This is a genomic window from Cuspidothrix issatschenkoi CHARLIE-1, from assembly GCF_002934005.1.
GTDB classification, from domain to species: Bacteria; Cyanobacteriota; Cyanobacteriia; order Cyanobacteriales; family Nostocaceae; genus Cuspidothrix; species Cuspidothrix issatschenkoi.
Window position 1 is genome coordinate 1 of sequence record NZ_PGEM01000110.1, and the last position, 26,403, is coordinate 26,403.

Here is a 26,403-nt window from a genome sequence, read left to right on the forward strand (position 1 = left end):
ACATTTCATTTAGGATTGCTATATTCCCTTAACTTTTAGTTAAAGCTTGATTGATCTGACTTAATAGTTCTTCCATGGAAATAGAACAGGGTAAAATTTGGGTAGCAATTTGACTGACTAAATTTCCTGTAGATGATATGTATTTAGGCTGAGGATATTTACCATCGTTAGTATAATGAGACTGATTTAATTTGGGATCTAGTACCAAAATCGGTGGTAATTTCAACTGTAAATTATTCAGTGAATCAATAGCTTTTTGCAATGCCTGATTAATAGCAGTTTCATTCAAACAAATCAAAAGTAAATCAACACTTTTATGATTAACTTGTTGTATAACTTCTGACCAAGAACTAGCGATATAAGCTCTAAAACCAGCAGTTTGTAAGTATTGAATTAAGGCTTGAAACCATTCATAACCTCGACTATTTTCTTGATTATTAGAGTCGTTAAAAGAATTTTTGAGCGTCTGATAACTCTTAGCCGATTTACGTTTGACCTTAGGCAAATCATTCAGCGTAGCAATATCTATGACTGAAATATTGATAGGGCAATAAATACCGGCAGCAATTTGTAAAACAGATGATAAAGTATCTCCTTGCTGATTATGCAGATGATTTTCTTGATTCAATGGGGTTAAACAAGGAAATACAGACAATCCAGGAATTTGGGAAGCTGCTAAAGTAGTGGCAATATCACAAGTTACCAATGGTAAATTTGCTAATCTTGAGTATTTAATTAATTGTTGTAGATAAGGATTGGCAGTAGAAATTTGCATATCTAGTAAGATCACATCAAACTGCCAAACTCGCGCTAATAAATCAGCTTGATCTAGATCATCTACTTCAATGACGCGATGTTGACGCAAGGAAGGATAAAGGGTAATTACTTCTAATTCTGGATTGACTAATCTGAGAATTCGTAGGGGCACATTTTTAGAGTTACTCTTATGAGTATTGTCGATCTCTGAATTATTAATGTCTGGAGATTTTGATAAGTTTTCTAACAGTGATGCTAACGCCAGATGTTTGATTGGTAAGTTTAAAAAACCATCCGCCTGTTTAGTAAATGCTTGCTCTTTTTCTGCTGCTGTGGCTGTTACAATTACATGAATATGACGAGTTAAAACATCAGATTTAAGTAAGGTCATGACATCCCAACCAGATAGCAAAGGCAATAAAGGATTTAAAAATATTGCTTTTGGTTGTAAACGTCGGGCTTTTTCTAGCGCTTCCGTACCCGATCTAGCAATAACTACACGATAACCTAAACCTTTAAGTTGTTCGGTTAATTCCTCAATATATTGAGCTACTGCTTCCACTACTAACACCAATCTTTGGGAAGAATTAGACTGATATTGTGGAGAATTATTGAGACTTTGATGGGCAGAATTAGGTATATTACCTATCTCCCTCTTGATAACTATATCTTCAGAGTCGGTAAAACTAGCTTTTGGAGGACTGGGAGGTAAAAGTAGGGTAAATTGACTACCTTTACCTTCACGAGATAAGAAACTCACATCTCCACCATGCAAGCGAGCTAAAGCCCTAGTTAAAACTAATCCTAACCCAGTTCCTTCAAACTGACGGGTGAGAGGATTTTCTAATTGCTGGAATTTTTGAAAGATTAAATGTTGTTGTGCTTCAGGAATGCCAATACCTGTATCCCAGACTGTAAAAGCAATCCAACCTTCCCAGTTACTCACCCGCAGGCCAATTTCTCCCGATATTTCTGTAAATTTAAAGGCGTTGGAGAGTAAATGTACTAACATTTGCCGTAAGCGTAACTCATCGGCCACCATTTGTTCTAAACCTGGTTCAATAGCTAGGCTAAATTGATGATTAGATAAAGTTTCATTTTCTGATGGGGATGATTGTTTGCTTTTGTATGTTTGATGATGAATATTTTTAACGTCTGATAAAGCCCGTTCACATACTACTTGAATTTGGACTGGGGTGAGGGTGAGTTCCATCTGTCCCGTTTCCATCCTGGTCAAATCTAAAATATCATTCACCACACTCATCAAATGTCTACCACTTTGGTGAATTAGCCCAGCATACCGAGCTTGACGTTCATTTAATTGTCCCAATTGTTGATCTATAAGTAGGCGAGAAAGTCCTAATACGGCTGTTAATGGTGTTTTTAATTCATGACTAATGCAAGCTAAAAATTCATCTTTCAAGCGATTGAGTTGAATTAAATCGGCATTTTTAGCGGCTAATTCTTTACAAAGTTGTTGTTGTTCAGTAATATCTGTGGCTAATATTAGCCATAGTTCTTCTGTATTTGGTGGTATTTCTGATTCTGTTACCCAAATTTTCAACTCGCTACTATCCAAAAGAACTTTCGCAAATTGCCAAATTCTTTCTTGACCATTTTTGATTTCGACTACACAGGTACAAACACCATATTTGTTATCTAAAATACAGCGATTAGAGCTACTATTAATATTGACAGATGCTTTCTGGAGTAATGGCAGGGCTGATGGTAACTGAGGAAAATAAACTGTCGGTGAAATACTTTGTTTATTCTTGGGAAAAGGGTTTGGTATTTGATTTTCTTGATGTTCAGTGTAAATATATTTAGATGCTTGAGGCTGTTGTACAGTCAATATAGTTTCTACCTCTTTTCTAATACCTTCTGGATCTTTTAATACTCCTAGTTGTTGCCACCAAGCTGGGTTTTGAGTTACTACTTCACCATTACTAGTTTGTAACATCATCGGCCAGGGTAATCGCCCTAATAAATGTACTATAGATTTGTGAATTTTTGCTTGGGGTTCATTACTGGGTAAGGGAAGAGAATTTTTATGCTCATGGTTATACTTGTGATTTACTTCTGTATTGGTAGTATGAATGGGTATTTTGTCCTTGGCTAATAACTGGATGAGACGAAAAATATCCAAGATGCCCAAATATTTACCATTTCCATCAACAAGTATCCAATCTAATTTTTTTTGTTGTTGTTTCTCTTGATATTTTAAATATAAGCTAAAAGTTTCTAAACTTTCTGTTGCGGATATAATCTCTATTGGCTCAATCAGAGATGTATGTAATTGGGATAGTGGTTGGTGTAAATCCAAATTCTGATTATCTGTTTCCACTATTAATAACTGTGGCAGTAATCTAGCAGAGTATAATAAGCCGATTGGCCGTTGTTGTAAATTTACTACTACCAAGCGATCGCACTTTTCCTGGACAAAAATATCCAGCACTGCTGCTAGAGTGTTTGTATCCAAACAGATTGGTACAATTGCTATCAGTTCATTAAGCGGATACTGTATCATCAACATAAGTCCTCTGAGGTCATGCTTCTTGTGATCAACTCTGGCATCGTCATCACCATTGCGGGGAGATGGTTTTTTAGCCTAAAGCTCCTGCAAGAATATTGAATAATGGCTATGCCATGCTATACCCGGTTACGGTTAAACTCCTACACAATGGGATTCTAGCTTCTACATCCATGGGCGGAAAGCCAAGCATGAATAATTTTTACTGGGATGGTACTGGCTTGTGTTTCCATGCTGAACAAGCAGCTATTTTCACCAAGTTGCTTAGGTACTTATTGGAAGTTATCATCTTTTGATAGTGACAACTACAACAATAATTATGACCCTAAATATCTGCTTTAGAACCTTGAGGAATTATAATGATTTAAAATGCGACAATTCTTTAAATTCGTTTAAGTATCTTATCAAGGAGTAAAATAATGTCATCTATCTTCAACTAGATATGAGTAAAAGCACATCATCAAGCAGAAACCACATTCCCTGGTTAGATGTTGTATCGAGCATTTAATGGCTTATTCAACTCCCTATTCCCTAATTCTCCTGACTGAAGGGTTCACATATCTCATTTTTCACGATTCATAGTCTATAAAAAGTAGATGTTAGTACCTATATTGCTTTTACAAACAAAAATAAAACAAATTATTGATAAACCATTTGCAGAACCAAAGCATCAAGGTTTAGTGATTCAAATAGGCAATGCTGTTCACAAAAATCTTAGCCAATGGTATTGGCAACCAACTCATGCACCATCTAATCAAATAGTTTTGTTAACAGGCTATCACCAGCAAAAATTAGCCAATCAAGGTAATTATTTTTTAGCCCTTAGTCACGAGCAAAAACCAGCAAGTTTTCAAAAGATGAATGCCAATGAAAAAGAGAACGTTTTAGCAGAACTTAAATCAGATTACCGAGAAATTGTTATCAATTATTTTATCACTGATCAAGGATTAAAAGAAAAAATTGATAAATTTATTAATGACTTATTCTATGCTAATATTCCTGTGCCACAAATCATCGAAATCCACATGGAAGTAATTGACGAATTTGCCAAGCAACTGAGGCTAGAAGGTAGAAGTGATGAAACTTTGCTAGATTATCGTTTAACCTTAATAGATATTTTGGCACATCTTTGTGAGATGTATCGCTGTTCTGTTGCTAAAATCATCTGAATACCTCCCAGTGAATTTTGTGGTTAGATTCATGATCACTCCATGGGTGAGTCTACCTGAACAATCTGTACTCAGGTAAGTTTGTGTGCATTTTTATGGGCTATGTCTATTTGTTAGGAGTTTATATTTTATGAATCCAGCCAAAAAAACCTATGTTCTCAAGCTTTATGTAGCAGGGAACACACCTAATTCCGTCCGAGCACTAAAAACGCTGAAAAATATCTTAGAACAGGAATTTCAGGGTGTTTATGCCCTCAAAGTAATTGATGTCCTGAAAAATCCCCAACTAGCCGAAGAAGATAAAATTCTGGCTACACCAACATTGTCAAAAATTTTGCCCCCTCCTGTACGAAAAATCATTGGTGATCTCACAGACAGAGAAAGAGTGTTGATTGGATTGGATCTACTGTATGAAGAACTAAATGAAGAAAATGATAAAGAGTAAGATAACATATTTATTTAGTTATTAAAAATGATTTAAAACTTTCTTGATTTTAAAAAATTGGGTTGAATACCCATCTTTAGATAAACCATGAGTAGCAAAGAACAATCGGAACAAAAAAACATATCTAGTGGTGGTGTAGAGAAAATTCGGACAATGATCGAAGGCTTTGATGATATTAGTCATGGCGGTTTACCTGTAGGTAGAACTACATTAGTTAGTGGTACTTCCGGCACTGGCAAAACTCTGTTATCATTGCAGTTTTTGTATAATGGAATCACCTATTTTGAAGAAGCAGGAGTATTTGTCACCTTTGAAGAATCACCCAGTGACATTATTAAAAATGCCCATATTTTTGACTGGAATCTACAACGTTTAATTGATGAAGGTAAATTATTTATTTTAGACGCATCTCCTGATCCCGAAGGTCAGGATATTGTTGGTAATTTTGATTTGTCGGCTTTGATTGAAAGGTTACAATATGCTATCCGTAAATATAAAGCCAAAAGAGTTTCCATTGACTCCATGACAGCTATATTTCAACAATATGAAGCTGTGGGGGTAGTGCGGCGGGAAATTTTTCGCTTGGTAGCAAGACTAAAACAATTGAATGTCACTACCATTATTACCACTGAAAGGTCTGAAGAATATGGACCTGTGGCATCCTTTGGTGTGGAAGAATTTGTTTCTGATAATGTGGTGATTGTTCGCAACGTTTTAGAAGGAGAACGGCGGCGACGCACTCTAGAAATTCTCAAATTGCGCGGAACAACCCACATGAAAGGTGAATATCCTTTCACTATTACTAATGCAGGAGTGAATATATTCCCCTTAGGAGCAATGCGGTTAACACAACGTTCTTCTAATGTCCGAGTATCTTCTGGAGTAAAAATTCTAGATGAAATGTGTGGTGGTGGTTTCTTTAAAGACTCGATTATTTTAGCCACAGGAGCTACTGGTACTGGTAAAACTTTATTAGTTAGTAAGTTTATTCAAGATGGCTGTGTTAATGGTGAACGAGCAATATTGTTTGCTTATGAAGAATCTCGCGCCCAGCTTTCACGAAATGCTTATTCCTGGGGAATTGATTTTGAGGAATTGGAACATCAAGGATTATTGAAAATAATTTGTACCTATCCTGAATCCACTGGTTTAGAAGATCACTTACAAATTATTAAATCAGAAATATCCCATTTTAAACCTGCCCGCATTGCCATTGACTCCCTTTCGGCTATGGCCAGAGGTGTCAGTAATAATGCTTTTCGTCAGTTCGTTATTGGTGTGACAGGTTATGCCAAACAGGAAGAAATTACTGGGTTCTTTACCAATACCACCGATCAATTTATGGGTTCTCATTCCATTACGGATTCCCATATTTCCACAATTACAGACACGATTTTGATGTTGCAATATGTAGAAATTCGTGGCGAAATGTCCCGGGCAATTAATGTATTTAAAATGCGCGGCTCGTGGCATGACAAGGGAATTCGTGAATATAATATCACGGCCGATGGACCAGACATTAAAGATTCATTCCGCAACTATGAGCGCATTGTTAGCGGTGCGCCCACTCGCGTTATCATAGACGAAAAGGCGGAACTTTCTCGCATTGTCAAACGATTTGAAGACAAACCGAGTTCTGAGGCTTAAAATAGAGAACAGTGCGATATTTCTTTCCAAATCTTAAGATCGTGCTATATTTTGTTTTGAAGGCAAGTATTCTACCGCTAAATTAATATTGTTTGTGTGAGGGGATGCGGTGAAAAAACAGCAATTATTCTATAGTTTCTTACCTAGTGTTACAGCAGCAGTATTAACCACTCAGCCCGCTTGGGCTAATGAGATTAAAATTGCTGATGTAAAACTCAAGTCTGTTCCTAGTGAGTTAATTTCCACCAATCCGGGAAATTCATTCACAGACTATAACTTATTACCTAAGAATAAAGTCAATACTAACTTAGGATTACTACCTCCTAGTTATTTGAGTCAAGCTAGTAACCCTCCTTTCGGCGGTCGGACTCTACCGCCAATCATAGCTGACAGTCGGCTAGGAATGGCAGGGGAAAATACATATCAAAAAGATGAAAGCAGATTTGTTACTTTTTCTGAACTATCAAATTCAAATCCTAGAAAAGTGATTGTTAGTAGTTCCCAATCTAATAATTTAGGTGACACACAACAGGAATTTTCCAGTAGTGATACCAAAGTAAGCAAATTAATAGAAGCTAGTCAATGCCCACAGCAACAGGCTAAGACAGGGGCAGCTTTGCTTGTGAATGCTAATAACTGTTTACCGCCAACCAGTGGTAATTTGATAGCCCAAACAACTATACCGACTACATCGGAAAAGACTACAGCACCAACAACGGAGAATGTTAATTCTGCCCCTAGTCAGGGGGTAGATTTCTCTAGTAAACCTCCTAACACGCCTAATAATCTCAATCCTAGTCCTAACCCCCTGTTATATCCCACCCAAGCGGATGAAGTAAAAATTCAGGGAACTCAGGCGATTAGTTTGGCAGAGGCTTTAGAACTGGCTAAACGAAATAATAATGAGTTACAGGGGTCTATATTGGAGTTAGAACGGACTAAGGCGGCATTGCGGGAAGCGCAAGCGGCTTTATTACCTACTGTGGATTTAAGTGCTGATATTATCAATTCTCGGGATGTAGGGGCTACACTTAGTGCAAAACAACGACAGGAAGTAAATCCTTCAGCACCAGATGCTACATCTAGCACAGCATTTACTGGTAATGCACGGATAAAATATGATCTTTATACATCTGGTAGACGAAAATACACAATTAAAGAAGCAGAGGAGCGCATCCGGTTTCAAGAATTAGATGTAGAAACGAAATCAGAACAACTTCGTCTAGATGTGGCTAGAGCGTATTATAATCTACAGCAAGCTGACGAAAATGTGAGAATTTCTCAATCAGCAGTAGAAAATGCCCAAGCAAGTTTGAAAGATGCCAATGCTTTGGAACGGGCAGGTGTGGGGACTCGTTTTGATGTGTTGCGATCGCAGGTAAACTTAGCCAACGCTCAACAAAAATTAACTCAAGCTCTTTCTGATAAACAAATTGCCCGGCGCAATTTAGCACCTTTATTAAATTTACCCCAGTCTGTAAGTATCAGGGCTGGTGATCCAGTAAAATTAGCCGGCTTATGGCAACATCCCTTAGAACAAAGTATCATTTTAGCCTATCAAAACCGTCCTGAACTACAACAGCAATTAGCACAGCGCAATATTGGTGAAGCCCAGAAAAAACAAGCTTTATCAGCTTTGGGTCCAGAAGTGAGTTTAGTGGGGCAGTACAACTTATTTGATCGCTTTAATGATATTTTAAACGTTGTCGATGGTTATTCCGTGGGAGTGCAAGCCACCCTCCGTTTATATGATGGAGGAGCAGCAAAAGCTAGAGCCGCCCAAGCCCAAAAGAGGATAGCGATCGCGGAAACTGGATTTTCTGAGGAGAAAAATAAAATCCGCCTCCAGGTAGAACAAGCATACTATACCCAATCAGCCAATTTAGAAAATGTACAAACATCTAATGTAGCTTTAGAACAAGCTAAAGAATCTTTAAGATTAGCTCGGTTAAGATTCCAAGCCGGTGTAGGTACTCAAACCGATGTAATTAACGCTGAAAATGACCTGACTCAATCTGAAGCTAATCGCCTAAAAGCAATCATAGATTACAATCGCGCCTTAACAGAATTACAAAGGGCTGTGACTATGAGAGGTTTAAATCAGTTACAAACATCCGGAGGAGTCAAGTAAGAGGTAGGGGAGCAGGGGAGTCGGGAGGCAGGTGGAGTTTTATTGCTTCTTGCCAATGCTGTAAAATAGTATTCAACTTTTCAAACTCTGGTGTCGGCCAAAATTCATGACTACAGTTACATCACAAGAGATAGCAAAATTTCGTTCTCATTTGGTAGATGATCCTCAAGCTATGGAAGCATTAGACTTGATAGAGGATTGCGATGGAGATTTGGAAGATGCGGTAATGACTCTGGCTATTCGAGCAGGACAAGAACCAGAAGAAACTAATTCCGAGTGGTTGGCAGGGTTGGCGAAAAAATGGCGGTCTGTAATTTGTCAACAAGAATATCGAGAGGACTTGTTAAATGGGTCAATTCAAGAGATGATTATACATCTAAGGACAATCCCCACTTTTCCCAAAATTCTGGCCACGCCGGTGTTAATTTATATTCTCAAACAAGGTGTAAATAATTTTTGCGAACCTTTGGATTTGCTGAAATTACATCAATCCTGAGTTCCAAATATTACAGCAGAAGGCAGGAGGTAGCACTTCGGCTTACTTCGACCCTTCGACTAGCGGCATCGCAAGCTTAGTACAAGTCGCTCAGTGGGCAGGAAGGAAAACCATGTTTTCAGTTTTAGTTTGTACATGATTGACTGGCAATCTACTATAAATTTAAATAAAAGTTTAAAATTGATGAATTATCTTATTGCTGTATTATCAGATCGTATTCAAGCGGAAGCCGCCGATTTAGCCTTAGAAAGAGAAGGCATAAATGGAACTATCCTCGGTAAAGGTTATAAAAGTGCTGATGAGTTTGGTTTAATTGATCCCAAAGAACAAGCGAGAAAACAAGCAAAACTGATGGCCATTTGGTTAGTACCATTTGGATTTTTTGCTGGGTTTACCTTCAGTATTATTAGTGGTTTACAAACCTTTGCCTGGGCTGGAGAAATTGGTAATCATATAGTTGGCGGTATTTTAGGCGCTGGTAGTGGTGCTATGGGTAGCGTGTTTGTTGGTGGTGGTGTGGGTTTAGTTTCTGGTAGTGGTGATGCTTTACCCTATCGTAATCGCTTAGATGCAGGTAAATATTTAATTGTGGTGCAGGGTTCGGAAACTCTCACTCGTCAAGCGACCCGAATTTTGCGCCAGTTTAAACCAGAAAATATTCAAGGTTATGCTGAAACTAATTAATTGGTGATGGTTGACTTTTGATGCTTGATGGTTGTGCGGCCGTTCGCCCCTACTTCTGCCTCCTGAACCCCTGAACTCCTAAATTCTATGCTACCTAGAGAAGAACTTTTAAAAGGTGTTGAAAACCGCGATACCATAGCCCGTGTGATTGATCAAGCAGATCAAGCTATAAAAACCTGGGAAGTGGTATTAACAGATTTTTTGTCTCCGCCAGAGTTGGCAGAAATTCAAAGGGTGTTTAGCCGTTTAACGGAGGTACATTTGCTCCCTTGGGGCGGATATCCACAGGCGGAAAGACAAAGAATAGCGATCGCTCGTTCTGAGTTACCCTTAGATCAATCTGAAGTTGCTCTTGTGGCTTTAGAAATTGCTGGGAATTTCTTATTTGATACGGCAAATCACCGGGATTTTTTAGGGGCTATGCTAGGAACTGGCATTGTGCGGGAAAAAACCGGAGATGTAATTGTATTGGGGGAAAGAGGGGCGCAGGTGATTGTTGTCCCTGAATTGGTAGAATTTTTAGAGATGAGTTTAAAACAGGTGCGGTCTGTGCCAGTGAAAACTCAACCTATTGACATCAATGAGTTAAAAATCCGCGAACCCAAGAAGAAGGAATTAACGACTGTGGAGGCTTCTTTGCGATTAGATGCGATCGCTTCTGCTGGTTTTGGGATGTCCCGTAGTAAAATGGTTGATTTAATTGACTCTAATGATGTGCGTGTCAATTGGAAGGAAGTCACCCAAGCCAGTTCTCAAGTCAAAAAAGGTGATTTAATTGCTATTCGAGGCAAAGGTCGTTTAGAAGTTGGGGAAATTGCGGTTACTAAAAAAGACCGCTACCGGGTCCAATTAACGAGATATATGTAGGGTTTGGATGAAGGAGGCAGGAGGAGTAAATCAGTGGGGGTCTTAAACCCTTGCTCCCTCTGGTCTCAGCCTACGATGTACACACAAGTGATCCAATTTAACCAAGCCCTCACCAAACCGCCCCCTCACCCCCAATTCTGGGGGCATAAGAATTTAAAAGTCCCGCAAACTTGGGGGATTTAGGGGCTAAATAGGCACAAAACGAAGACAGATAGGACTTGTGTATACACCGTAGCTCGTCGCAGCAGGGGAGAGAGCGCGGTTTTCCCCTGACCTCTCACTCCTGCCTTCGATAAAAAATAATATCCCCAACCTGTAGAGGAAGTCGGGGTTATATCCTGGATATTTTATACTTAGCTAAGTTTCTCTACTTAGTCCCAATCACGGATGACAACAGAACCTTCTTCACCACCAATACCAATTGCTGTATTGTGTATACCAGCACCAGTAATATTCATATTGTCCATTGATGCTTGATAGACATTAGAATCATTAATTGTGGCACTGGTAAGATTCACACCGTTTAAGTTAGCTTTTTTAAAATTGACATTGGTAACAAAGGCTGATGTTAAATTAGCACCTGCCAAATTTGCTCCAGTCAAGTCAGCACCTTCCAGGTTAGCATTTACTAGGTTAGCACCTTGAAGATTTGCACCTCGCAAGTCAGCACCAATTAAATGGGCGCCGCTTAGGTTAACACCTGATAGATTACACTGGATACATTCTCTAGTTGATAAAAGCTTCTGTAAATCTTTTTGGTTTCCTGCTTTCACTGAATTAGCTAGAAACAGGGGAGCTATCAGGGCTACAGCAGCTAAAAGTCTAAGTTTCATAATCTTTCCCCCTTATAATGGAGTTATGTCCGTTCTTTTCCTCACAACTTTATTATCTCACTGATTAGCTAAAAAATTTTGATTGAAATCACAAGATTGATATTTTTTTACAAATTAAGTTATGTGAATAAGAAATTGAGAATAATAAAGAATTTATAAGCAACTACTAATTGTATGAAATCCCAACTACAGATAGAAGAAGTAATTACAACGCTAAAACAGGATTTACCGACACTATTTGAGAAAGATATTTCCTATCAAATATACACTCAGGATATTTATTTCTGTGATCCCGTAAATAAATTTAAGGGTAAATTTAGTTATCGGATAATTTTCTGGACTTTGCGATTTCATGCCCAATTATTTTTCACGCAAATTGCCTTTGATTTACATGATGTATCTGAGTCTGATAATGACATAATTTTAGCTACATGGACAGTTAGAGGTGTTTTGCGTGTTCCTTGGCAAGCCAAGTTACTTTTTAATGGTTATTCAACTTATAAATTGAATGCAGATTGTTTAATATATGAGCATATTGACACATGGGATCGGCAACCAAGTGAGATTCTCCAGCAGTTTTGGCAACGAGGGAATGGTGGATATTAAGAAATATTTAGTCTATATGGTTATACTTGGGTCAGTTTTATGGATAATTGTCAAACTTTGGTAGCCCAACTAATGAGACTTAACCCAATAAGCGCAAGTATTATTAACAAGGTCTAAGAGCTATGAAGCTTATACAGTCAGTCTTTTAGTTGATTTTATCCCCCCTTCAGATATATTATATTCGTAGGTTAGGTTAAGCCGTATCACAACTCAACGCAATCAAATTATAAAAATGTTGGGTTTCGTTTCTCAACCCAACCTACAACTAACCCACTGCAAAACCAGTAAATTCCCTCACAAAGGGAGATTTAAAACCTAAAACTATATCGGTTTTTGGTACTCCTAATTCTACCAACTCACTAGCTACACCTTCTTCAGTTAAATCTCTCTGAATCCAGATTTTTCCATCTCTAATATCTACATGAATAACTGTCCCATAAGCCCTTTCATTATTTTCCCATCCTACATGAACTACTAAATAACTATTTCTTTCACAATCAAAAATTAACTCTTTTTCTGTTCCTTTAGAAGCATGATTTTTTGTATGTCTTGCTAATACGGTTTTTACTGATTCAGGATAATTCATTCTTTCCATAAAACAATCTCCTGTTTAATAATTTCAAAAATCAATAATTTTAATTTATGTTCAGCAATTATTTCTTGAATAAAGGGAATTAGAAAAAACTCTTTGTATATGTCATTACCAATTGCTAGATATAAAATCCGGTTGGGTTCTTTTTTTCTTAAAACAGAACGGTAATTTAGTGTTTGTCCTAAAGCTATATGAAATTCAGTAACTTCAGATTGACCTAAAAAAGATTTTATCTCAACTGCTATTTTTTGACCTTCCTTTTCTGCTCCTAATAGTCTTTCTGCTCCTAAATCAATTCTAAAATCAAGACCATCTACTGTAAATGATCAAGGATCGTAAGTAATTAACCAACCATCTTTTTCTAAAGCTAACCTAACTGCATTATGAAAAAAATCTTTTGCTGACATAAAAACATAAAGTCATATTTACTATCTTAGATTATACCTGATTTTTTAGGTAATGCTTTTATGTTATATTCGTAGCTTGGGTTAAGCTGCATCACAACCCAACGCAGTTAAATTATAATGATGTTGGGTCTTTTCAACCACAATTACATACTTATATATTAAAAATTAATACAATAAGCGTTTATCCTGATATGAAATATTTTAGTTTTGTTATAAAATTAACTGAGTTGTTATATATCTTTACCAAGACAACTTTACCTAATTAGTGATTGAAAGAGGTATTTCTATGATCACCATTACTATTTTGATAGGTGTCATATTAATTTTGAGCTATCTGTTATTTAGAGAGCATAATAAACCGCAATTAAATATTGATACACAAGATGTTCAGAATATAGCTAAATATAATTTAATCACTAAAGTTTTTTTAGATGTATTTTCTCAATTTCAGCAGTTGAATACAAAGGTTGAGATATTGACTGATGACAATGAATCTTTAAATCAACAGATTCAAAAGCTAGAACAACAAGTTAATACTTTGCTTCAGGAATGTCAAACAACTTTAGAGTCAAATAATAAGTTACAGATACAAAATACTATTTTTACCCAAAGAAACCAAGTTTTAGAAACTAACCAAAAATTATTTATTCAAAAATTGGGTGGTATTGTTTATCAGGAGAATTTAGAAGATAAAACATGGGATTTAGTTTTAGACAAAGTTCAGGTATTAATGAATGAACGCAATGAAGCTGTAGTTAAAATTCAAGCTGTTAACCAAGAGGTTGAGGTTATTAAACAGAAAAATGAGCTTCTGATTAAAGAAAAGGATACTTTTAATCAATCTCTGGAAGTTCTCAAGTCTATTATTTCTACAAAAGAAAATGAGATTAATTCATTAATACCAAAGTTAAGAGTTTTAGAATTTAGATGTGAAGGGTTAGTTAAAGATTTACAGTCTAAAACTGATAATACTATTGAGTTACAACAAATTAAGAATGAATTAAAAAACCTGCAAAATGTCATAATTCAAAAGGATGATTTAATTCACGGTTTAGAATTAGAAAAAGATGAAGATTTACAAAAAATATCTTTATTAGAAGCTAGTGTTAATTTTAAAAAATCTAATTGTGAATTACTCATACAAGAAAAATTGAGTTTGAATAGTCGTGTGCAACAATTAGAAGATGAAATTAGAGGTTTAAATAATAAACCTATAAATGGTGATATAGAAAGGTTAGAATCTGAAATTCTTAAAAAAGATCATGAGATTAAGAAGTTAGAAATTGAGAAAAATCAAAATATTCAAAAAATTAATCAGTTGGAAATAAGCGTTGCTGCAAAAGAATCACAATTAAAAACAGCTATAGAAAATAGTAAGAATCATATTCAGAAATTAGAAGAGGAAAAAGATTCTTTAACTGAAAAGTTAAGAGATGCTGAATGGAAATTGAGTAAAATTAACGTTGGTGATAACAGTGGTTTGATTGAGGAATTAAGAAAACAGATTGATCAAAAAAATGATGTGATTAAAAAATTAAAATCTGAAAAATCTGAAATTATTGAAAGTTTTAATAAATTCAGAATAATTTTTAATGAGACAGAATATCAGCTAGAATTAGTTATAAGAGAGAAATTTGATTTGGATAAACGTGTTAAAGAGTTGGAAAGAAAAAACAGTGAATTAAAGGATGATATTTTATTTTTAAATGATAAGTTAAAAGATAGAGAATTAGAAATTAGTGAATTAAAGCAGGATCTTTCATTAATGTCTCAGTATGCAGATGATCTAGAACAGTATGCGGAAGATTTAGAAAATTATTATTTAGAGAAGTTAGATACATATACATATACTTCTAATATAAACGAATTAGAGGAGTTACAAAAACAAATTTATGAGAAAGATACTTGTATTAGACAGTTGAAAGTGAAACTAGAAAATTGTTTAGATTTGATCAACATAACCGAAGTAGAGGATATAAAAAAACAAATTGATAAGAAAAATGCTTATATCCTGAATTTGAAATTATCTCATGATGGAGAGATTGATATTGACCTGAACATTATTAGCTCGTTAGAAAATTCCCTTTATGAAGAACAACGGAACGTCAAACATCTTCGTGGTGTCATAAGACAGCTAAAAAAGTACATAAGACATCTCCGGAAATTAAATGTGCGTTTTCCAGAACCCTTGTAGAGACGTTCCATGGAACGTCTCTACAATCTTTTTCGGAGATGTCTATAAGATGAATTAAAATATTAACCAACTGCAAAATCAGTAAATTGTCTGATATGAGGTGATCTAAAAGCTAAAACTATATCGCTTTTTGGTACTCCTAATTCTACCAACTCATTAGCTACTCCTTCCTCTGTAAAATCACACTGTATCCAGATTTTTCCATCCTTAATATCAACATGAATCACCGAACCATAAGTTCGTTTTTCACCTTCCCAACCTAGATGAATGACTAAATAGTGATTTTTTTGATCATCAAATATTAATTGTATTTCCGTTCCCTTAGCTAAATGACTTTCTGTATGTCGTGCTAATACTGTTTGTACTAATTCAGGGTAATTTATTCCTTCCATAAAACAATCTCCTCCTTCCTAGTTTCAAATATCAATAATTTTAATTTATATTCAGCAATTATTTCTTGAATCACAGGTATCAGAAAAAAAGCTGTATAGATTTCATAACTAATTGCTAAATATAAAATACGATCAGGTGCTTCTCTTCCTAAAATATAACGGTAATTAAGTGTTTGTCCTAAAGCTGTATGAAATTCACTAATCGCTGATTTTCCCAAAAAAGATTTTATTTCAACTGCTATTTTTTCTCCTTCTTTTTCTGCTGCTAGAAGTCTTTCCGCTCCTAAATCAAGACGAAATTCTATAGTATCTACTATAAATCTTAAAGGATCGTCAGTAATTAACCAACCATCTTTTTCTAAAGCTAACCTAACTGCATTGTGAAAAAAATCTTTTGCTGACATAAAAACAATGAATAAAAAATCTAAACTGATGCAAAACCAGTAAACTGTCTCACATAAGGTGATCTAAAACCTAAAACAATATCTGATTTCGGCACACCTAACTCAACTAATTGATGAGGAATTCCTTCTTCCGTAAAATCTCTTTCAATCCAAATTTTTCCATCTTTAATACTAATATGAATGGGAAACCAATAAATTCTCTCTTCATCTTTCCATCCTGTAACCAATAATAAATAAACATCCCTTTCGGTATCAAAAACAAGTTCGATATTTTCTGAATCTTCTACACATTCTTCCTGTGCATACTTTTGAATGAAATTTTTAACTATTTCTCGATAATTTAATGTTTCCATAGTAAGATTTCCTCCCTTTTCACATCAAACACTAATAACTTAATGTCATAAGTTTGTAAAACAGTTTGAATAAAAGAATCTAGAAAAAATCCTTCATATATATCTTGAGATATGGCTAGATATAATATCCTTTGAGGATCTTTCTGTGTTAATACTACCTTATAATTTAAAAACTGACCAATAGCTGTATGAAATTCAGAAATCGCTGAAAGTCCTATAAAACTTTTTACCTCTACAGCTATTTTTTGATTACCCTTCTGGGCAGTAATTAACCTTTCTGCACCTAAATCTATTCTCACCTTAACTTTTTCAGTAAGTTCAAAAGATAAAGGATCATCAGTAATTAACCAACCATCTTTTTCTAAAGCTAACCTAACTGCATTGTGAAAAAAATCTTTTGCTGACATATAAACTTATAATAACACCCTTCACCTATTCTATCCTCCCTCTGTGCCTCTGCGTCTGGAGCGTTAGAAATAAAAAAATAAATCCCAGCGCAATATTACCTCTTCTCTTCTTCCCCTCTTCCTTCGCGCTCTTCGTTCCTTCGTGGTTCATTAAATAAACCCATAACACAAAACGAGAAAAAAAGGGATAAGCAAAAAGCCTATCCCCAAAAAATCAACTAAATGACTTACGTTCCAGACTGCCAAGAATTGGTATAGTCAATTTGATCTGCTGTCAAACTGTCAATGAAAATGCCCATAGCTTGCAACTTCAAACGAGCAATTTCTTCATCCACTTCTCTAGGAATAGAGTGCAAACCAGCAGCTAAACTACCCTTATTCTTCACCAGGTATTCAACGGCCAAAGCTTGGTTAGCAAAACTCATATCCATAACTGCGCTGGGGTGTCCTTCAGCAGCAGCCAAATTAATCAAACGTCCTTGTCCGAGTACAACTACGGATTTACCATTTGTCAACTTATACTCTTCTGTGAAAGGACGGACATCCTTGATTTCCTTCGCATTAGCAGCTAAATATTTTAAATCAAGTTCTAAATCAAAGTGACCAGAGTTACAAACGATCGCACCGTCCTTCATGACATTGAAGTGTTCACCGCGAACGACGTGCTTGTTACCTGTCACAGTAATGAAGATATCACCGTGAGGTGCTGCTTCCGCCATTGGTAGCACGCGGAAGCCATCCATAACGGCTTCAATTGCCTTGATGTGGTCAATTTCGGTGACAATGACGTTTGCACCCATACCACGGGCGCGGAGGGCTGTTCCCTTACCACACCAGCCATAACCGACAACAACAACAGTTTTACCAGCTAACAAAATATTGGTAGCGCGGATAATGCCGTCTAAGGTAGATTGACCAGTACCATAGCGATTATCAAAGAAGTGCTTGGTGTCTGCGTCGTTGACGTTCATCGCGGGGAAGGTGAGAACGCCTTCTTTAAACATGGCGCGTAACCGCACGATCCCGGTGGTGGTTTCTTCGGTGCTACCAATTAAATCTGCAATTTGGTGTTGACGATGTTGAACTAATTCTGCTACCACGTCGCTACCATCATCAACAATGATGTTGGGGCGATGATCTAAGGCGATTTGGACGTGGCGGTTATAGGTGGCGGCATCTTCGCCTTTTTGAGCAAATACAGCAATGCCATGATCGGCTACAAGACTAGCTGCTACGTCATCTTGAGTTGATAGGGGGTTACTGGCAATTAATACAGCATCAGCACCACCGGCTTTGAGGGCGATCGCTAAATGTGCTGTTTCTGTGGTGACGTGGGCGCAAGCTGCCAGGCGTAAACCGGCGAAGGGCTTTTCTTTCTCAAAGCGATCGCGGATTTGCTTCAATACGGGCATTTCTCTTCCAGCCCATTCAATGCGTTGTCTTCCCAAGGGAGCGAGGGCGAGGTCTTTAACCTCGTGCTTTAAGGGAGCAGTTACGGTCATGAAAATTATCCTCTAAAAAATGAAACAGGTCTATAAACCTTCACGTACTTTAACAATATTTTCTGACAACTAACCATATTTTCTTGTAAATACTGATTCCCGATCTATCAGCAAAGGTAATTTTTCCATTTATGTACCAAGATATATCAGATTTGATATAATAAAAATATGGAACAAACTGATAAACCTGTAGTTTAATTGCATAGACAGGTGAAAACTCCATCATTCACAGACACAGCACGAATAGAAACTGGTGTATTACTGCGGCAATTACAGCAAGGTGAAAATCTGGAAATGCCTTATTCTCGGCCAATGCCAAGTATTGGAACACGCTGTTATGAATTAAGGCTCAGAGATATAGATAAAAATTGGAGAATTATTTATAAAATTGACGATGATGCAATATTAATTGTGGAAGTATTTAACAAAAATTCTAGAGAAACACCAGATAGTGCAATTGATACCTACAAAAAACGATTAAGTAAATATGACAGAGATTAAGAGGATAAAATTTTATGGATAAATTAAAGAGAGAACGTCTAGAAGCTAAAGCTTGGAAAATTGGCACAGCGACAGAATTTTTGGAATTAACTCCAGAGGAAGCAGCATTAGTAGAAATTAAATTAGCTCTCAGTCGCAACTTGAAAGTAAGAAGACAAAATTTAATGACTCAGACTGATTTAGCCAATAAAATTCATTCTAGTCAACCCAGAATTGCTAATGCTGAAAATGGAGATCCTTCTGTTTCCATTGAGTTATTAATACGTGCAATGTTAGCTACTGATGCAACTCCCCAGGATATTGGCCAGATAATTGCTAGTGTTCAGGGGTGAGACTATTTTTTGATAACTAGCCATATTTTATCATAAATACTTATCAGCTAGTCCATACTACCTTCACCTGAGCTATAAGCAATATCAATACCTAATTTAACCTTTGGTTTTTTCATCTTTCTCTGGTAAGACTATAGCAACCTTGCGAGTTACCCAAGGAGGTATGTGAGTGCTAGTTCAATTTTTAGCTATTACGGGTTCAATGATCATATCTATTGCACCTATACCTAAAGCTACAGCCCAAACTTCAGAGAATTTACACAAAACTGCATTTATCAAAACAGCATTAACCCAACCACAACCAGAAACGCAAACTCAATTTTTTCAACAAGTTGGTATTGCTACTGCTAGTACCATCACTATGATAATTATGAGTTGGGGAGTCCGTCGTTTCCAAAAACGTTTAAGTAATAATTTACTAAAATCCTCTGAGTCTAATTCCCTAGAGGATCAACCCATTACCAAATTAATTAATCAACAACAACAGCAACATCTCCAAGAAGTTAAAACCAGACTATTTCAACTCGCGCAAGCTGGAATTTGGGTCAGTGGTAGTTTAATTATTTTAGGACTATTTCCTGCTACCCAAGCCCTACAAATTGGGATTCTCACCATTGCCAAAATTCCCATCAAATTAATAGTTGTTGGTGTGGTAACGTATGTCATAGTCCGGTTTACCTATGCCATCATAGATCATTTTACCTCTACCATCATCAGTGGTGGAGCATTACTAACTCCAGAAACTTCCGAACGTCTACAATTGAGAATATCCACATTTTCCGGTGTCACTAAAAGTATCACCACCATTATTTGGGTAGGTACAGGAATTTTAATGTCCTTAATTGCCTTGGGAATAAATATTGTTCCTCTTCTCGCTGGTGCTGGTTTAGTTGGTGTAGCGGTATCTCTCGCTTCTCAAAATCTAATTAAAGATGCAATTAACGGCTTTTTAATTATTTTAGAAGATCAATATGCCCTGGGTGATATGATTACAGTAGGTACTGTGGGCGGTTTAGTGGAAAAATTAAATTTGCGGATGACTCAAGTACGAGATGCGGAAGGACGTTTAATTACAATTCCTAATAGTGAAGTCAAAATAGTAGCTAATCTTTCCAGTCGTTGGTCACGGGCAGATTTAACTATTCCAGTTTCTTATCAAGCTAACATAGATGAGGCGTTAGAATTAATAGAAAACGTCGCTCTAGAGATGAATGAAGATCCCGAATGGCAACATCAAATTTTAGAAAAGCCTAATGTGTTGGGAGTAGAGAATTTTAGCGATCGCGGTTTAATGATTCGTGTATTAATTAAAACCCAACCTCTCAAACAATGGGGTGTAGCGCGAGAATATCGTCGTCGGTTAAAAATCAGCTTAGACGCAGCCGGAATTTACATACCCGTACCCCAACAAGCAAATTGGGTAAATGGATTTTAATTACAGGACTTACGCAACTGGTACATTACTAGGATATGTCAGATATCAACAATCTGTTTATTTGGAGGATTTATGCAGTCTGACGCACCCTATAACAGATTTTCGGTGTGACACTTGCGCAAGCGGAGTAGGGTAGGGGCGAACGGCCGTTCGCCCCTACTATTAGATTTTCCTTATCACTCAATTCAGTAATTGATAATTAAAAAAAATATATCATTAGCATTAGAATTAAATTCTTTTATATTTTCCCGTTCAAAGCTATCATTAAGGACATTACCAAAGATGATAACCTACAGGTGACATTTATGAGTGAGCAACTACTAGAACAAGATGCAATTAATAGCACTGAAGATAAAGAGATTGACTTAGAAGCTGCTTTTCAAGAATCTCAAATCCAAGACATTTTGGATAAATTAGATCAGGAATTAGTCGGATTAAAGTCCGTCAAAAACAAAATCAAAGAAATTGCGGCCTTGTTACTAGTTGATCGCATTCGTAAAAGCGTAGGATTGGATGCAGGTGCGCCAAGTCTCCACATGACATTTTTAGGCAATCCCGGTATGGGCAAGACTACCGTAGCCATGCGGATGGCAGAAATTCTCTATCGTTTAGAATATATACGGAGAGAAAACGTCATGTTAGTAACCAGAGATGACTTAGTTGGTCAAGGAATTGGCCAAACAGCACCCAAAACTAGAGAAGTTTTAAATAATGCTATGGGTGGCGTATTATTAGTAGATGAAGCCTATACATTATATCGTCCAGATCATCCTGGGGATTTTGGCTTAGAAGCCATTGAAATACTTATGCAGGTGATGGAAAACCAAAGAGATGATATTGTAGTTATTCTCGCCGGTTACAAAACACAAATGGAGCATTTTTTCCATAGTAATCCCGGTATGAATTCCCGCATTGGCTTACATATTGAATTTAATGATTATAGCGTTGACAATTTAATGATTATTGGTCAATCTATAGTCAAATCCCAAAACTATTGTTTTAGTCCAGAAGCGGAAACAGCCTTTCGAGAATATTTAATTAGACGTAAAACAATGCCCCATTTCGCTAATGCTCGCAGTGTTAGGAATGCAATAGATAGAGCAAGATTACGTCAAGCAAATCGTTTATTAGGTAGTGGGAAAAAATTAAATAAACAGGATTTAATTACCATTGAAGCAGTAGATATTTTGGCGAGTCGAGTATTTAGAGAAGGTGTTCCTGATTGTGAAACAGAAAGTTAGATAATTTGATAATTGGTAATTGGTGATTGTAAAATAATCCAAAATCCACCACCGCCCTGTTTAGAGTATAAAATAAAACAGGGTGAATTTTTATCGCCCCCTTGCCAATATAGTACATTTATACTTTACTATAGAAATAGTCTTGAAACCCGAAAAGACTTCTGGAACATGGACTAGAACAGGATATTAAGGGCTATTTCTATGATCAAGCATTATATTCTCAATCTTAACCCCACCGCCAAACATGAATGGGATCGTTGTATTTTACGTGATCCCCTGACTGCAAAACGTCCAGATATGGCTAAATTAATTTCCGAAGCCGTAGGTTCAGATACAGGTAGTTATTTAGTCAGTGTAAATATTGAAGTCACTGTATTAGAACAAGCATCAGGGCAAGTATTAGAACAGCTTTCGCTACCATTTCCAGAAGGGAATATAGCATCAATGCTAAGAGAAGCAGCGTAGATATTTAATGATAAACAATGCCTTGTACATTTTCTGCTTTGTTGGGTTAAGCTACAGCCTAACCCAACTCATTTATTTTTTATGCTCTAACTGAACTTACAAATTTAATTATTAATACGCTATTAGCCATTAAGTCTAATATCGTTTATTAAAATCTTAACAAAACTTAAATAACACAACTTGATGGTGATTAATCTCGTAGAAATAAAAAATATGCTGTGTCAAAATGTAGTCAAAACCAAAAATATTCTCAAAAAATTTAGCATTCGTACATCATAAATAAGAAGATCCTCCAGTTATTAAAAAACTTGAAGAAGTGGGGAATTTGATGAATCTTTAATTTGCTTTCTTAATTAACTATTCTACACTGCGGGTTTCTTTTTTCCAAAGATATTGGAGACTCTAATGTAACATCATTTTCGTGATATAATAAATAGTTGAATCAATATTTTGTTATCATCAACAATCAACATCTACCAAGAATAAAAAACCTATGCTTACCCAAGATAAAAAACAAATCAACTGGAAACCCATTATCAAAAAATTTGTTGCTGTAGTTGGTGAAAAAGGCGTAGTTCAACGCAAAGAAGAACTGCTGACTTATGAATGTGACGGTTTAACCAGCTATAAACAATGTCCTCCAGTTGTAGTATTACCCAGAACCACAGAACAAGTATCAGAAATTGTTAAAATTTGCAATCAATTCTCCGTTCCTTTTATTGCTAGAGGTTCAGGAACAGGTTTATCAGGTGGTGCTTTACCAACGGAAAATTCCGTTTTAATTGTCACTTCTTTAATGAGACAAATCCTCAGCATTGATTTAGAAAATCAACGGGCGGTAGTGCAACCAGGAGTTATTAATAGTTGGGTGACACAAGCAGTTAGCGGGGCTGGTTTTTATTTTGCACCAGACCCTTCTAGTCAAATTATTTGTTCAATTGGTGGCAATATTGCTGAAAATTCTGGAGGAGTACATTGTTTAAAATATGGTGTTACTACTAATCATGTTTTAGGTTTAAAACTTGTGCTTCCAGATGGGGAAATTGTTGATGTTGGCGGACAAATTCCGGAAATGCCAGGTTATGATTTAACAGGTGTATTTGTAGGCTCAGAAGGAACATTAGGAATTGCCACAGAAATCACTTTAAAAATTCTCAAAACTGCGGAATCAATTTGTGTATTATTAGCAGATTTTACCAGTGTAGAAGCTGCCGCCGCTAGTGTTTCTGATATTATCAGCGCGGGGATTATTCCCGGTGGTATGGAAATGATGGATAATATTAGTATTAATGCTGTAGAAGATGTTGTTGCTACTAATTGTTACCCCCGTGATGCTACAGCTATTTTATTAGTAGAAATTGATGGCTTAGAAGTGGAAGTTGCTGCTAATAAACAGCGCGTCACAGAAATTTGTAAAAAGAATGGGGCGCGAAATGTGACTACTGCCAGTGACCCAGAAACAAGATTAAAATTATGGAAAGGCAGAAAAGCAGCTTTTGCGGCTGCGGGTCATGTCAGCCCAGATTATTATGTGCAAGATGGGGTAATTCCTCGAACTCAATTACCCTATGTTCTTCAGGAAATTGAAAGATTAAGTAAGGAATATGGTTATCCCATTGCTAATGTTTTTCATGCTGGAGATGGGAATTTACACCCATTGATTTTATTTGATAACTCCATCTATGGGGAGTTGGAAAAAGTAGAAGAATTGGGAGGAGAAATTCTTAAACTGTGTGTGAAAGTAGGTGGCAGTATTTCCGGTGAACATGGTATTGGTGCTGATAAAAAATGCTATATGCCAGATATGTTTAGCGAAACTGATTTAGAAACTATGCAATGGGTAAGAGAGGTATTTAATCCCCAAGGTTTAGCAAATCCTGGGAAGATTTTCCCCACACCCCGCACTTGTGGAGAAGCGGCCAAAGCATCTATTCAACAATTCCCAGGTCTAGAAAGATTCTAAGAAAGAAGTCACCGAGTCAGGAGTCACCGAGTCAGGAGTCAGGAGTCAGGAGTCAGAATGAAGAATAAATATTTCTCTCTCCCCTGTTCCCTGTTCCCTGTTCCCTATTCCCTATTCTTTTTCATCCAAAAATATTTATATCTTTATTGAATCCGGATTATAGAATATAATTTTGTAGTTATATGAATATTAGCAATTTTAACTTATGTAAACGATGAGTTCTGTATTTCGACGGTTTTTTGTGTATTTTTTGTGTTGGGGATTTGTAGTTAGTTTAACAATATTTCCCATTTCTGCAAATCCTGGTTATGCTCAAAATTCTATGGCTGTGACTACAGAAATTCGCGGAGTTTGGCTGACTAATGTTGCTAGTGGTCTATTTTATATTCCTTGGGGTATTGAAAGGGCAATAAATCAATTAGCCACACTTAATTTTAATACTATTTATCCGGTAGTTTGGAATCGAGGTTATACCTTTTATAAAAGTCCTTTAGCGAAAAAAATTACAGGTTTAGATAGTGAACCGCTATTAGATTTAATTCATCGGAAAAATGATTTTTTAGCTAAGGTAATCAAATTAGCAAGACATCAAAATTTAACCATCATTCCTTGGTTTGAATATGGGTTAATGACTCCTCCCAGTTCGTCTTTAGCTAGACTACATCCAGGTTGGTTAACTATAGGACAGCAAGGTGTAAAATCTATATCAGATAATTTATTAGAAGATATGATCAATGGAGTTTATAATCAAGCTTGGTTAAATCCTTTGCATCCTCAAGTCCAGAATTTTATCCGAGGTTTAATTTTGGAAGTTGTCAAAAATTATAATGTAGATGGTATTCAAATTGATGATCATTTCGGCATGCCTGTACAATTCGGTTATGATCCTTTTACTGTAAAACTTTATCAAAAAGAACATCAAGGCAAAAACCCGCCGACTAATCCTTTAGATAAAGAATGGATGCGTTGGCGGGCTAATAAAATTACTGCTTTTATGGCAAGTATATCTAAAGCTGTAAAGGCAATTAAACCCTATGCAAAAATATCTCTTTCTCCTAATTCACAATATTTTGCTTATAAATATTATTTACAAGATTGGGAAAATTGGATTAAAGAGGATTTGATTGATGAGTTGATTTTACAAGTCTATCGCAGTGACAAAAACTCTTTTGTGAGAGAAATATCTAAACCTGTGATAAAATTAGCCATGAGTAAAATTCCCGTAGCTATTGGCATTTCTACAGGAACTTTATTAAAACCTGTAGATATTGATAAAATTAAGGAACAGATAGAAATAGTCCGTAATCAAAAGTTATTTGGTTTCTCCTTTTTCTATTGGGAAAGTTTATGGGGTTACATCGCCCCAGAATCTCCTTATCAGCGTCGTCGGGCTTTTTTAGAAATGTTTAATACTCAAGCCGTTAGACCATTAAAATTAAACAAGGGATAATGCAATTATCATCTGTTCAACCTAAATATAGAATTTTAAATTTTACATTCCAATGGGTTTTGGTGACTTTTTTGGGGTTTTTATCTAGTTTGTTGATGATTGAAATTAGTGAAAAACCAGATATGAGTATGATGGAAGCTGCTATGGGTAGTTTAGCGATCGCTATTCCCCAAAGTTATCTCCTCAGAAAAGCCATTTCTCCAGTAAAATGGGTATTATCTACCCTTATTCCTTGGGTAATAACCGCTGGAATTGGCATTGGTGTTTTAGGTTGGACTGTAACTACTACTAATTTTTTACCGATGAGAATTATTAACGGAATTATTGTTGGTGGTATAGGTGGTTTATTAATTGGTATCTCCCAGTGGTGGTTAGCTATTCCCCCCGCATTTCCTTCAGCATGGACATGGTTATTTGTCAATATTATGAGTTGGATCGTAGCTGTACCCATTGGTTCAACTGTAGGGTTATTTTTGCACAAAATTACTAATGTATTTTTAGCTGAAGTGGTAGGATTAGCTATTACCTGGTTATTGGTGGCAATATTCACAGGAATTGCGGCTGTGAGAATTATGAAAGATTTGTAATATGCTAAGATAAT

Annotated in this window: 25 protein-coding genes and 1 pseudogene; 17 read left to right on the forward strand and 9 right to left on the reverse strand. The window is 36.3% G+C overall.

The window, feature by feature from the left end; genetic code table 11:
* Positions 1-28: 28 nt before the first annotated feature.
* Complete coding sequence (locus CUN59_RS14855) at positions 29-3,289, reverse strand: ATP-binding response regulator (RefSeq protein WP_165790208.1); 3,261 nt, start codon at positions 3,287-3,289, stop codon at positions 29-31.
* Between the two features lie 593 nt (positions 3,290-3,882).
* On the opposite strand from CUN59_RS14855, the gene CUN59_RS14860 reads away from it, so the two are divergent.
* The 7 genes from CUN59_RS14860 (at position 3,883) to CUN59_RS14890 (ending at position 10,725) form a co-directional block, all read left to right on the forward strand.
* Complete coding sequence (locus tag CUN59_RS14860; RefSeq protein WP_104388579.1) at positions 3,883-4,455, forward strand: KaiA family protein; 573 nt, start codon at positions 3,883-3,885, stop codon at positions 4,453-4,455.
* 130 nt (positions 4,456-4,585) lie between these two features.
* Complete coding sequence (kaiB, locus tag CUN59_RS14865) at positions 4,586-4,900, forward strand: circadian clock protein KaiB (RefSeq protein WP_104388580.1); 315 nt, start codon at positions 4,586-4,588, stop codon at positions 4,898-4,900.
* 87 nt (positions 4,901-4,987) lie between these two features.
* Entirely contained in the window at positions 4,988-6,547 is a 1,560-nt protein-coding gene (gene kaiC / locus CUN59_RS14870) for a circadian clock protein KaiC (protein WP_104388581.1), read from the forward strand.
* 109 nt (positions 6,548-6,656) lie between these two features.
* Positions 6,657-8,678, forward strand: a complete 2,022-nt coding sequence (locus CUN59_RS14875; RefSeq protein ID WP_104388582.1) for a TolC family protein — start codon at positions 6,657-6,659, stop codon at positions 8,676-8,678.
* 106 nt (positions 8,679-8,784) lie between these two features.
* Positions 8,785-9,174: a hypothetical protein gene (locus tag CUN59_RS14880; RefSeq protein WP_104388583.1), complete on the forward strand. Its 390-nt coding sequence runs from the start codon at positions 8,785-8,787 to the stop codon at positions 9,172-9,174.
* Between the two features lie 183 nt (positions 9,175-9,357).
* Positions 9,358-9,858, forward strand: a complete 501-nt coding sequence (locus CUN59_RS14885) for a hypothetical protein (RefSeq protein ID WP_104388607.1) — start codon at positions 9,358-9,360, stop codon at positions 9,856-9,858.
* An 87-nt stretch (positions 9,859-9,945) separates the two neighbouring features.
* Positions 9,946-10,725 (forward strand): photosystem II electron transport protein, Sll1252 family, encoded by a 780-nt coding sequence (locus CUN59_RS14890; RefSeq protein ID WP_104388584.1) that lies wholly within the window; start codon positions 9,946-9,948, stop codon positions 10,723-10,725.
* 371 nt (positions 10,726-11,096) lie between these two features.
* Here the strand turns inward: CUN59_RS14890 and CUN59_RS14895 are convergent, their stop codons facing one another.
* Complete coding sequence (locus CUN59_RS14895; RefSeq protein WP_104388585.1) at positions 11,097-11,558, reverse strand: pentapeptide repeat-containing protein; 462 nt, start codon at positions 11,556-11,558, stop codon at positions 11,097-11,099.
* Between the two features lie 174 nt (positions 11,559-11,732).
* Between CUN59_RS14895 and CUN59_RS14900 the strand changes: the two genes are divergently transcribed.
* Positions 11,733-12,164 (forward strand): C6orf136 family protein, encoded by a 432-nt coding sequence (locus CUN59_RS14900; protein ID WP_104388586.1) that lies wholly within the window; start codon positions 11,733-11,735, stop codon positions 12,162-12,164.
* A gap of 265 nt (positions 12,165-12,429) precedes the next feature.
* On the opposite strand, the gene CUN59_RS14905 is transcribed toward CUN59_RS14900, so the two are convergent.
* Together CUN59_RS14905 and CUN59_RS14910 are read right to left on the reverse strand one after the other, a co-directional pair.
* A complete protein-coding gene (locus CUN59_RS14905) occupies positions 12,430-12,759 on the reverse strand; it encodes a XisI protein (protein ID WP_104388587.1) in 330 nt (109 codons plus the stop codon).
* Positions 12,747-13,163: pseudogene (locus CUN59_RS14910) on the reverse strand (XisH family protein). The gene CUN59_RS14905 and the pseudogene CUN59_RS14910 overlap by 13 nt, the downstream one beginning before the upstream one ends.
* Before the next feature lie 286 nt (positions 13,164-13,449).
* Between CUN59_RS14910 and CUN59_RS14915 the strand changes: the two are divergent.
* The gene (locus tag CUN59_RS14915; protein WP_104388588.1) at positions 13,450-15,357 is read left to right on the forward strand and encodes a hypothetical protein; all 1,908 of its coding nucleotides are present in this window, start codon (positions 13,450-13,452) and stop codon (positions 15,355-15,357) included.
* A gap of 62 nt (positions 15,358-15,419) precedes the next feature.
* On the opposite strand, the gene CUN59_RS14920 is transcribed toward CUN59_RS14915, so the two are convergent.
* From CUN59_RS14920 to ahcY, 5 genes are all read right to left on the reverse strand, one after another.
* The gene (locus CUN59_RS14920; protein WP_104388589.1) at positions 15,420-15,749 is read right to left on the reverse strand and encodes a XisI protein; all 330 of its coding nucleotides are present in this window, start codon (positions 15,747-15,749) and stop codon (positions 15,420-15,422) included.
* Positions 15,737-16,153: a XisH family protein gene (locus CUN59_RS14925; RefSeq protein WP_104388590.1), complete on the reverse strand. Its 417-nt coding sequence runs from the start codon at positions 16,151-16,153 to the stop codon at positions 15,737-15,739. The genes CUN59_RS14920 and CUN59_RS14925 overlap by 13 nt, the downstream gene beginning before the upstream one ends.
* Positions 16,154-16,173: 20 nt before the next feature.
* Positions 16,174-16,506 (reverse strand): XisI protein, encoded by a 333-nt coding sequence (locus CUN59_RS14930; protein WP_104388591.1) that lies wholly within the window; start codon positions 16,504-16,506, stop codon positions 16,174-16,176.
* The gene (locus CUN59_RS14935; protein ID WP_104388592.1) at positions 16,494-16,913 is read right to left on the reverse strand and encodes a XisH family protein; all 420 of its coding nucleotides are present in this window, start codon (positions 16,911-16,913) and stop codon (positions 16,494-16,496) included. Before CUN59_RS14935 ends, CUN59_RS14930 begins: the two co-directional genes overlap by 13 nt.
* Positions 16,914-17,140: 227 nt before the next feature.
* The gene (ahcY, locus tag CUN59_RS14940) at positions 17,141-18,415 is read right to left on the reverse strand and encodes an adenosylhomocysteinase (RefSeq protein ID WP_104388593.1); all 1,275 of its coding nucleotides are present in this window, start codon (positions 18,413-18,415) and stop codon (positions 17,141-17,143) included.
* A gap of 210 nt (positions 18,416-18,625) precedes the next feature.
* Here ahcY and CUN59_RS14945 point away from each other — a divergent pair, with 210 nt between their 5' ends.
* From CUN59_RS14945 to CUN59_RS14980, 8 genes are all read left to right on the forward strand, one after another.
* A complete protein-coding gene (locus CUN59_RS14945; protein WP_243406955.1) occupies positions 18,626-18,916 on the forward strand; it encodes a type II toxin-antitoxin system RelE/ParE family toxin in 291 nt (96 codons plus the stop codon).
* 14 nt (positions 18,917-18,930) lie between these two features.
* Positions 18,931-19,248 (forward strand): helix-turn-helix domain-containing protein, encoded by a 318-nt coding sequence (locus CUN59_RS14950; RefSeq protein WP_104388594.1) that lies wholly within the window; start codon positions 18,931-18,933, stop codon positions 19,246-19,248.
* 169 nt (positions 19,249-19,417) lie between these two features.
* Complete coding sequence (locus CUN59_RS14955) at positions 19,418-20,683, forward strand: mechanosensitive ion channel family protein (RefSeq protein ID WP_243406956.1); 1,266 nt, start codon at positions 19,418-19,420, stop codon at positions 20,681-20,683.
* 305 nt (positions 20,684-20,988) lie between these two features.
* The gene (locus CUN59_RS14960; RefSeq protein ID WP_104388595.1) at positions 20,989-21,924 is read left to right on the forward strand and encodes an AAA family ATPase; all 936 of its coding nucleotides are present in this window, start codon (positions 20,989-20,991) and stop codon (positions 21,922-21,924) included.
* Between the two features lie 201 nt (positions 21,925-22,125).
* Positions 22,126-22,389: a hypothetical protein gene (locus CUN59_RS14965; RefSeq protein ID WP_104388596.1), complete on the forward strand. Its 264-nt coding sequence runs from the start codon at positions 22,126-22,128 to the stop codon at positions 22,387-22,389.
* A 493-nt stretch (positions 22,390-22,882) separates the two neighbouring features.
* Positions 22,883-24,352, forward strand: a complete 1,470-nt coding sequence (gene glcD, locus CUN59_RS14970) for a glycolate oxidase subunit GlcD (protein ID WP_104388597.1) — start codon at positions 22,883-22,885, stop codon at positions 24,350-24,352.
* 214 nt (positions 24,353-24,566) lie between these two features.
* Positions 24,567-25,802 (forward strand): glycoside hydrolase family 10-like protein, encoded by a 1,236-nt coding sequence (locus CUN59_RS14975; protein ID WP_104388598.1) that lies wholly within the window; start codon positions 24,567-24,569, stop codon positions 25,800-25,802.
* The gene (locus CUN59_RS14980) at positions 25,802-26,389 is read left to right on the forward strand and encodes a hypothetical protein (RefSeq protein ID WP_104388599.1); all 588 of its coding nucleotides are present in this window, start codon (positions 25,802-25,804) and stop codon (positions 26,387-26,389) included. The genes CUN59_RS14975 and CUN59_RS14980 overlap by 1 nt, the downstream gene beginning before the upstream one ends.
* Positions 26,390-26,403 lie beyond the last annotated feature (14 nt).

Bases quoted from the DNA above. Each gene is read 5' to 3' on its own strand.
- CUN59_RS14895 (WP_104388585.1), bottom strand. From the start codon at position 11,558: ATGAAACTTAGACTTTTAGCTGCTGTAGCCCTGATAGCTCCCCTGTTT.
- CUN59_RS14860 (WP_104388579.1), top strand. From the start codon at position 3,883: ATGTTAGTACCTATATTGCTTTTACAAACAAAAATAAAACAAATTATT.
- CUN59_RS14900 (WP_104388586.1), top strand. From the start codon at position 11,733: ATGAAATCCCAACTACAGATAGAAGAAGTAATTACAACGCTAAAACAG.
- CUN59_RS14905 (WP_104388587.1), bottom strand. From the start codon at position 12,759: ATGGAAAGAATGAATTATCCTGAATCAGTAAAAACCGTATTAGCAAGA.
- CUN59_RS14920 (WP_104388589.1), bottom strand. From the start codon at position 15,749: ATGGAAGGAATAAATTACCCTGAATTAGTACAAACAGTATTAGCACGA.
- CUN59_RS14950 (WP_104388594.1), top strand. From the start codon at position 18,931: ATGGATAAATTAAAGAGAGAACGTCTAGAAGCTAAAGCTTGGAAAATT.
- CUN59_RS14890 (WP_104388584.1), top strand. From the start codon at position 9,946: ATGCTACCTAGAGAAGAACTTTTAAAAGGTGTTGAAAACCGCGATACC.
- kaiB (WP_104388580.1), top strand. From the start codon at position 4,586: ATGAATCCAGCCAAAAAAACCTATGTTCTCAAGCTTTATGTAGCAGGG.
- ahcY (WP_104388593.1), bottom strand. From the start codon at position 18,415: ATGACCGTAACTGCTCCCTTAAAGCACGAGGTTAAAGACCTCGCCCTC.
- kaiC (WP_104388581.1), top strand. From the start codon at position 4,988: ATGAGTAGCAAAGAACAATCGGAACAAAAAAACATATCTAGTGGTGGT.
- CUN59_RS14925 (WP_104388590.1), bottom strand. From the start codon at position 16,153: ATGTCAGCAAAAGATTTTTTTCACAATGCAGTTAGGTTAGCTTTAGAA.
- glcD (WP_104388597.1), top strand. From the start codon at position 22,883: ATGCTTACCCAAGATAAAAAACAAATCAACTGGAAACCCATTATCAAA.
- CUN59_RS14935 (WP_104388592.1), bottom strand. From the start codon at position 16,913: ATGTCAGCAAAAGATTTTTTTCACAATGCAGTTAGGTTAGCTTTAGAA.
- CUN59_RS14880 (WP_104388583.1), top strand. From the start codon at position 8,785: ATGACTACAGTTACATCACAAGAGATAGCAAAATTTCGTTCTCATTTG.
- CUN59_RS14965 (WP_104388596.1), top strand. From the start codon at position 22,126: ATGATCAAGCATTATATTCTCAATCTTAACCCCACCGCCAAACATGAA.
- CUN59_RS14980 (WP_104388599.1), top strand. From the start codon at position 25,802: ATGCAATTATCATCTGTTCAACCTAAATATAGAATTTTAAATTTTACA.
- CUN59_RS14855 (WP_165790208.1), bottom strand. From the start codon at position 3,289: ATGTTGATGATACAGTATCCGCTTAATGAACTGATAGCAATTGTACCA.
- CUN59_RS14915 (WP_104388588.1), top strand. From the start codon at position 13,450: ATGATCACCATTACTATTTTGATAGGTGTCATATTAATTTTGAGCTAT.
- CUN59_RS14930 (WP_104388591.1), bottom strand. From the start codon at position 16,506: ATGGAAACATTAAATTATCGAGAAATAGTTAAAAATTTCATTCAAAAG.
- CUN59_RS14975 (WP_104388598.1), top strand. From the start codon at position 24,567: ATGAGTTCTGTATTTCGACGGTTTTTTGTGTATTTTTTGTGTTGGGGA.
- CUN59_RS14885 (WP_104388607.1), top strand. From the start codon at position 9,358: ATGAATTATCTTATTGCTGTATTATCAGATCGTATTCAAGCGGAAGCC.
- CUN59_RS14960 (WP_104388595.1), top strand. From the start codon at position 20,989: ATGAGTGAGCAACTACTAGAACAAGATGCAATTAATAGCACTGAAGAT.